At 56.8% G+C, this 7,366-nt stretch carries 6 protein-coding genes; 5 read left to right on the top strand and 1 reads right to left on the bottom strand.

What is annotated here, in order from left to right; all coding sequences use genetic code 11:
- Nucleotides 1-58 precede the first annotated feature (58 nt).
- Nucleotides 59-790, bottom strand: a complete 732-nt coding sequence (locus JXR15_RS21005; protein ID WP_422055149.1) for an STAS/SEC14 domain-containing protein — start codon at nucleotides 788-790, stop codon at nucleotides 59-61.
- 235 nt (nucleotides 791-1,025) lie between these two features.
- On the opposite strand from JXR15_RS21005, the gene JXR15_RS21000 reads away from it, so the two are divergent.
- The 5 genes from JXR15_RS21000 (at nucleotide 1,026) to JXR15_RS20980 (ending at nucleotide 6,959) form a co-directional block, all read left to right on the top strand.
- The gene (locus tag JXR15_RS21000) at nucleotides 1,026-2,591 is read left to right on the top strand and encodes an ABC transporter substrate-binding protein (protein ID WP_422055148.1); all 1,566 of its coding nucleotides are present in this window, start codon (nucleotides 1,026-1,028) and stop codon (nucleotides 2,589-2,591) included.
- A gap of 112 nt (nucleotides 2,592-2,703) precedes the next feature.
- Nucleotides 2,704-3,684 carry an ABC transporter permease gene (locus JXR15_RS20995; RefSeq protein WP_299428590.1) on the top strand — a complete coding sequence of 327 codons (981 nt, stop codon included), beginning with the start codon at nucleotides 2,704-2,706 and terminating at the stop codon, nucleotides 3,682-3,684.
- Complete coding sequence (locus JXR15_RS20990) at nucleotides 3,684-4,625, top strand: ABC transporter permease (RefSeq protein ID WP_422055147.1); 942 nt, start codon at nucleotides 3,684-3,686, stop codon at nucleotides 4,623-4,625. Before JXR15_RS20995 ends, JXR15_RS20990 begins: the two co-directional genes overlap by 1 nt.
- Nucleotides 4,625-6,343, top strand: a complete 1,719-nt coding sequence (locus JXR15_RS20985; RefSeq protein ID WP_422055146.1) for an ABC transporter ATP-binding protein — start codon at nucleotides 4,625-4,627, stop codon at nucleotides 6,341-6,343. The genes JXR15_RS20990 and JXR15_RS20985 overlap by 1 nt, the downstream gene beginning before the upstream one ends.
- 115 nt (nucleotides 6,344-6,458) lie before the next feature.
- Nucleotides 6,459-6,959 carry an SAM-dependent methyltransferase gene (locus JXR15_RS20980; RefSeq protein WP_422055145.1) on the top strand — a complete coding sequence of 167 codons (501 nt, stop codon included), beginning with the start codon at nucleotides 6,459-6,461 and terminating at the stop codon, nucleotides 6,957-6,959.
- Nucleotides 6,960-7,366: the final 407 nt, after the last annotated feature.

The raw sequence follows: 7,366 nt of genomic DNA, 5'->3' as shown, positions 1-7,366 counted from the left end.
ACAGACTACGGAAAGGCCGCCCATTGGGCGGCCTTTTTGCTTCACGAGAGCGGGGGAGTTACGCGCCCGTCTGCACCCAGGCCACGGCTTTATCAAAATCATCCGCGCCAAAATGCTCTGCGTTCACGCCAAAGGCGTGTTTGCCCATTTTGGACGCCATGTTTTGCCAGCCGGCATCACCCACGATGGCTGCTCGGGTTAATTGCTTCACATGCGCACTCGCAAGGGCAAAGTGATCCCGCAACGCCCCCAATCCTTGCCAGCCGTCAAACTCCCGTAGGTCGATCACCAGACCAAATTGGTTTTTACCAGCCAATAGATTGTCGAGGTCTTCGGACTTGCCTTGGTAGATCTCACTGTCGAGTTTGCCCATCAGGCGTACACAAACGGTGCTGTCATCCACCGCGTCGATCTGGATAGATCCCAAGCTTTCGCGCAGCCAACGGCGGGCATCCTCGGCTTCAGACAGGCCAAACAGCGCCACAGGGCAGGGCATCAACACGCCAAACACCGAAATCAGACGTTTCATGGTAGCGTCGTCCGTGGCAATGGCACAGCGGTCAAAACCACGCCAATGCTTGAATCCCATACGGCTGTCTTGCCACATGGCGCCGGCGGTAAAATCCCCCGGTCCACCATCTAGGATCACCAGTAGGCGAATGTTCTCCGCCCGCTCGATGGCCCGGTCAATCGCCGGGGTCAGAACGTCAGTATAGTCGCTTTCGGTAATGGGCGCGGTCATGCGGACTTCGAGATACTCCGGTCCGCCTGCTTCAGTCACTTCAATCATGTCGTCACCTTAATAAACAAACTGCACCGCCATGGTGGCACAGCCACCAAGGCCTGCTCAACAAAAGTTCGAGTATTTTGCTCGGATTGCGTGCAAGTGGAAAAAACTTAAGCCTGAAAATGGCTTAACTTGTTCACAAAAATGTGTGTCGACCTTGCTTTTGCAATCCGCTTGGGGTGACACTGTTCCCATGCACCCGCGCGCGACGTCGCGGATTGAAGAACAGGGGAATGTCATGAGACATATGTTAAGCGCGGCCGCTCTGGCCGCTGTTTGTGCTGCACCTGTTGCAGCCGAAGAGTTTAAGTGGGCGGGCACCACCGATCCGCAAACCATGGATCCGCACGCAGTGAACTCTGCACCGGTTCTGGGTTTTCTCAACAACGTATATGAAGGCCTTGTGCGTCGCGGTAAAGACATGTCGATCGCGCCGGCGTTGGCGACAAGCTGGGAGCCGATTGGAGAGGGCGAAGGTTGGCGTTTCCACCTGCGCGAAGGCGTGACCTTCCATGATGGCAGCACATTTGACGCCGAAGACGTGCTGTTCTCCTATGAGCGCGCGTCCAACGAAGTGTCTGACACCCGCAGCTGGTTTGCTCCGGTGTCCGAGGTCAAAATGGTCGACAGCAAGACCATCGACATCCTGACCAAAGCCCCAAACCCAATTTTCCCGGACAGCATCGCCAACTGGATGATTGTGGACAAGGGCTGGGCCGAGGCCAACAACGCCGCGTTGCCTGACAAGGAAAACGGCAACTACGCCACGCTCAACGCCAACGGTACGGGCGCGTTTATGGTCACGGAACGTGAGCCAGGCTTGCGCACACAGCTGAAGCCATTTGACGGCTGGTGGGACGAAGCCACTCACAACATTACTGTGGCGGAATTCACCCCAATTCAGAACCCGGCCACCGCTGTGGCGGCGCTGCTGTCTGGTGAAGTTGACATGATCAACCCGGTGCCGATCCAGGATGCTGCGCGTCTGCAAGGTCAGGACGGGGTACAGGTCATTCAGGGCATTGAGGCCCGCGTGATCATGCTTGGTTTTGCCCAAGAATCTGACGTGCTGAAATACGGCGCGGATGCCGGCAAACCAAACCCGTTCAAGGATGCCCGCGTACGTGAAGCTGTGTCCAAAGCGGTGAATGTGGACGCGATCCTGAAAACCATCATGCGTGGCAATGCCGAACCAGCGAGCCAGTTGGTCAGCCCAGCCATGCGTGGCTACTCCGCTGCCAATATGGACCGCCCGGCTTATGATGTGGATGGTGCCAAGGCCCTGCTTGCCGAAGCGGGCTATGCTGACGGTTTCTCCTTTGGCCTGAAGTGCCCAAACAACCGCTACCTGAATGACGAGGCCGTCTGTCAGGCTGTGACCGCGATGCTTGCAAAAGTGGGGATTGATGCCCAGCTGGACGCAATGCCGGTGTCGAACTACTGGCCAGAGTTGCGTGCGGATAACTTTGACATGTATCTGCTGGGTTGGTCCCCAGGCACGTTTGATGCGGAACACCCAATCCGCTTCCTGGCACACACACCAAACTCCGAGAAGAAACTCGGCAGCTGGAACTTTGGCGGGTACTCCAACGCCAAGATCGATGAGATGCTGCCGATGATCCAATCGGAAATTGATGACGGCAAGCGCCAGATGATGCTCGACGAATCCGCAGCGATTCTGCAGGCGGAAACAGCCTATGTGCCGATGTACGTACAACCTCTGGTTTGGGGCACACGGGACAATGTCTCTTTGACCCAACGCCCGGATAATTTCTTTATCCTGCGGTGGGTGAACGTGCAATAATACTGCCTAAAAATGAGGCAGCGGGCAATCATCGCTGCCTCGTGCGCTGCACTTGACCTGCGCCCTTTGAAAGCGCAAGGCTCGCGCCAATAAAAAATAAAGGGACGCAGTGATGCTGACGTATGTCTTAAAAAGAGTACTACAGTCCGCATTGGTTCTTCTGGTCGTAGGCCTTGTGGCCTTCAGCATGTTTCGATTTGTCGGGGATCCAATCGACAACATGCTTGGTCAGGAACGCACCGATGCTGACATCGCCCGCCTTCGGGCGGACCTTGGGCTGGATCAGCCCTTTCCCGTGCAATACTACAAGTTTCTTGAAAACGCCGTGCAAGGTGATTTTGGCGTAAGCTTCCGCCAAGGCCGCCCGGTGGCGGAAATCCTTGTGGAACGCGCACCGGCAACGCTGGAACTGGCCGCGGTCAGTGGTTTCTTGGCGATCAGTATTGGCATCGGGCTTGGGGTATTCACCGCCATACGCAAAGATGGCTTCCTGGCCAATATGATCATGTCAGTCTCCCTTATAGGGGTGTCCCTGCCCACCTTCCTCATAGGTATCTTGTTGATCTACCTTTTCTCTGTGGAGTTGGGATGGCTCCCCTCCTTTGGGCGCGGGGAGGTCACCCATATTGGGTGGTGGAGCACGGGCTTGTTGACCTCGTCGGGGCTTAAAGCCTTGATCCTGCCGTCGATCACATTGGGGCTTTATCAAATGACCCTGATCATGCGGCTTGTCCGCTCTGAGATGCTTGAAGTGCTGCGTCAGGACTATGTCCGCTTTGCCCGCGCTCGGGGCCTGAAAGAGCGCACCGTGAACTTCCGCCACGCTTTGAAAAACACGCTGGTGCCGGTGATCACCGTGACCGGTTTGCAGCTTGGCTCGATCATCGCCTTTGCGATCATCACTGAGACCGTGTTCCAGTGGCCCGGTGTTGGCCTGCTGTTCATCAACGCCATTCAGTTTGTCGACATCCCTGTGATGGCCGCCTACCTGATGCTGATTTCGGTGATGTTTGTTGGCATCAACCTGATTGTTGACCTGCTGTATTTCGCAATTGATCCGCGCCTGCGCACGGATGGGAAGGGGGCACACTGATGTCTGACCAAACTTCAACCGCGCCACAGTCCCGCCTTGCGAAGGCTTTGGACAGCGATTTTATCTACAACTTCCGCCGGTCACCGGTGGCGATTGCGTCGTTCCTTGTGGTGATGCTCTTGGTGCTGAGCTCCGTCTTTGCGCCGCTGATCGCGCCTCATAACCCATTTGACCCAAGTTCTTTGGACTTGATGAATGGCTTTACTGCGCCGATGGCGCCCAATGACTTCACCGGAGATGTCTTCTGGCTTGGTACAGATGACCAAGGTCGGGATGTGTTCTCCACCATTCTCTACGGCATGCGTGTGTCACTGTTTGTCGGTTTTGCCGCTGTGAGCTTTGCCATGGTACTCGGCATCACATTGGGCCTCGTGGCCGGATACGTTGGTGGCTGGGTGGAAACCATCATCATGCGGGCGGCGGATGTGCAGCTGACCTTCCCGGCCATTCTGGTGGCGATGTTGATCTTCGGGATTGCCAAAGGCGTCATCCCAATTCAGCATCACGATCAGATGGCCATTTGGGTGCTGATCGTGGCGATCGGCCTGTCTGACTGGGTGCAATTTGCCCGCGTGGTACGTGGCGCAACTCTGGTGGAGAAAGACAAAGAGTATGTGCAGGCCGCGCGAATGATTGGCCGTGGCCGTGGCATCATCATGCTGCGTCACATTCTGCCAAACGTGCTCTCGCCGGTGCTGGTCATCGCGACCATCTCTTTGGCGCTGGCGATCATCGCGGAGGCAACACTGTCGTTCCTCGGTGTGGGCGCTCCACCCACGCAACCCTCACTGGGCACCTTGATCCGTATTGGTCAAGGCTACCTGTTCTCTGGCGAATGGTGGATCATCCTGTTCCCTTCCGTCACGCTTTTGGCGCTTGCGCTGTCTGTGAACCTGTTAGGTGACTGGCTGCGTGATGCATTGAACCCGAGGTTGCAGTGATGAGCGATACAGTCCTAGATATCGAGGGTCTCTCGGTCCATTTCCCAACCCGCCGCAAACTGTTTGTGGCGGTGAACAAAGCCAATCTTGCGGTTGAGCCCGGTGAAATCCACGGTCTTGTGGGGGAATCCGGTGCGGGCAAGTCCACCATCGGCGCCGCCGTGATGGGCTTGCTGGAACGTCCCGGCCACATTGCCGAAGGCACCGTGAGCTTTAAAGGTGAGCACATCAACGGGCGCGATGCGGATGGCATGCGGGCGCTGCGGGGCGCGAAGATCTCGATGATCTTCCAAGACCCACTGACCTCGCTCAATCCGCTTTTGACCGTTGGCCAGCAGCTGGTGGAAACCATCCAATTCCACCTGAAGCTGTCTGACGCGGACAGCAAAAAGCGCGCGATCGAGCTTTTGGATCGGGTGGGCATTCCCAACCCCTCTGAGCGGATCGATCAATACCCACACCAGTTCTCTGGCGGCATGCGCCAGCGGGTGGTGATTGCGCTTGCGTTGTGTTCCGAACCAGATGTGATCATTGCAGATGAGCCAACCACGGCGCTTGACGTGTCTATTCAGGCGCAGATCCTTGAGCTGATCAAAGAGTTGGCGCGGGAGCGTCAGACCGGCGTGATCCTGATCACCCATGACATGGGTGTGATCGCGGACACCACCGACAAAGTGACCGTGATGTATCAGGGGCAGGTTGTGGAAAGTGGCACCACCGAACAAGTGCTTGGCGCGCCAGCGCATGAGTACACCAAATCGCTCATTGCCGCTGTGCCACGTCCAACGCTGAAGGTGCACCGCTTCCCGCAGCTGTCTTACGGCGGCCGTCAAATTGCGTTCCACATCGATGATCTGGCCCGCAATTGGGAGCGTCCGGAGCCCACCAAGTCTGGCACGTTGCTGAGGGTTGAAGGGTTGACCAAAACCTTCTTGGCCCGCAATGCAATCATCCCGTCACGCCGCAAATATTTTACCGCAGCGGACAAGGTTAGCTTTGACATCCGCGAAGGCGAAGTCTTTGGCATCGTTGGGGAAAGTGGCTCCGGTAAGTCGACGGTCGCCCGTATGATTGCGACGCTGTACCAGACCAACGGCGGTAAGATATTCTTCGATGACGAAGAGATCACGCAGCTCAAAACTGCTAAAGATTTGGAAAGCTACCGCCGTCAGATCCAGATGATCTTCCAAGACCCGTTCTCCAGCCTCAACCCGCGCATGCGCGTGGATGAGATCATCGCGGAGCCGGTGAGGCACCACAATCTGCTGGAAGGGGACGCCATTCAACACCGTGTGGATGAACTTCTGGAACGTGTGGGGCTGGGATCTGATGCGGGGCGCAAGTACCCGCATGAGTTCTCCGGCGGCCAGCGTCAGCGGATCTCGATTGCACGCGCTTTGGCAACACAGCCACGCTTCTTGATCTGTGACGAGCCAACCTCGGCGCTCGACGTGTCCATCCAGGCGCAAATTCTGAACATCCTCAAGGATCTTCAGGAACACCTTGGTCTGACCATGCTCTTCATCAGCCACGACCTGCCGGTGGTGCGTCAGATGTGTGACCGTGTTGGCGTGATGCGTCAGGGACAGATGGTGGAGGTGGCCGACACCGAAACGCTGTTCGCCGCACCCAAAGAGGCCTACACGCGGGAGCTTTTGAGCTTGATGCCCAAGCTCGAAGGGCTCTCCACTGAAGGTCTCGAAGACGAGATTGTATAATCGGAAAACGCCGCTCTCAGGAGCGGCGTTTTTCATTTGAGGGTGCGACCAAGCAGATGCTGGTATCGCTTTGGGTCTGCTGGCAGAGTGCTTACGACATCCAAGGAACCCCGCCATGACAGAGCCCTCAACACGCGCTTTCCCAGACCAACGCGAGGGCGAAGACCGCCTGTCTTTTGATCCTATGGAGCGCGTGGATGCGCAGCTGCGCTTCATTGGCCGGATCGAAACCCCGTGGCGGCGTGGTGATTGCCCCAAAAACGTGACCCGCGCGCGGGAAGCTGGCCAAGGCGCTCGCGTCATCTTGGAATCGGGCTTTGCGCAGGGTCTGACCGGTTTGGAGGTGGGGCAGGGGATTTTGCTGTTTTACTGGATGCATCAGGCGCGGCGCGATCTGATCACCCAGCGGCCCCGTCATCGTGACACGGCAAGTGGCACGTTTGCGCTGCGGTCCCCAAACCGCGTGAACCCTATTTCATTGGCGGCGGTGCGCATCACGTCGCTTGATTTGGAAGCGGGGGTTATTGGCATTGACGCCATAGATTGTTTCGACGGCACACCGTTGCTGGACATCAAGCCCAGTGCACCGGCAGTGGATGTCCCACCGGAGCTGTGATTGGCGGATGTTAGCGTGCCAGAACACGGGGACGGGTTGGCGCAGTGTGTGGCCAAATCCGGCGGTTTTTGTTGCCCGAAGCTTTTGGCACCACGGCAAAATCCTCATCGCCGCAGGCGGCAACAATAAACGCACCCGTTCGATTTGCCCGACGCGCTGGAGGACGCACGTCTTGCGATGGACTGCGTGGTAGTACCCAGACTGACAAATGTGTTTTTGTCATAGATCCCATTCCCTTACGAACCGCGCCATGAAGAGAGAATCGGTATTGGCAGGCGCGGTGATAACGACACAGGAAAACCGTAGTTTGAATTGGTTAACGAAGAGTCAGTGGTTAAGAGAAGGTTTGTGATAGTCAGATTATTGGGGTTTTTGCGCACAGAACATGATTGGACTTGCCGATGGCA

The sequence above is a fragment of the Shimia sp. genome (assembly GCF_049116215.1).
Classification (GTDB): domain Bacteria; phylum Pseudomonadota; class Alphaproteobacteria; order Rhodobacterales; family Rhodobacteraceae; genus Shimia.
The sequence above is the reverse complement of the archived record's forward strand: the minus strand, read 5'-3'. Positions and strand labels throughout refer to the sequence as shown.

Coding starts and splice junctions, on each gene's coding strand:
- JXR15_RS21005 (WP_422055149.1), bottom strand. CDS start 790: ATGATTGAAGTGACTGAAGCAGGCGGACCGGAGTATCTCGAAGTCCGC.
- JXR15_RS21000 (WP_422055148.1), top strand. CDS start 1,026: ATGAGACATATGTTAAGCGCGGCCGCTCTGGCCGCTGTTTGTGCTGCA.
- JXR15_RS20995 (WP_299428590.1), top strand. CDS start 2,704: ATGCTGACGTATGTCTTAAAAAGAGTACTACAGTCCGCATTGGTTCTT.
- JXR15_RS20990 (WP_422055147.1), top strand. CDS start 3,684: ATGTCTGACCAAACTTCAACCGCGCCACAGTCCCGCCTTGCGAAGGCT.
- JXR15_RS20985 (WP_422055146.1), top strand. CDS start 4,625: ATGAGCGATACAGTCCTAGATATCGAGGGTCTCTCGGTCCATTTCCCA.
- JXR15_RS20980 (WP_422055145.1), top strand. CDS start 6,459: ATGACAGAGCCCTCAACACGCGCTTTCCCAGACCAACGCGAGGGCGAA.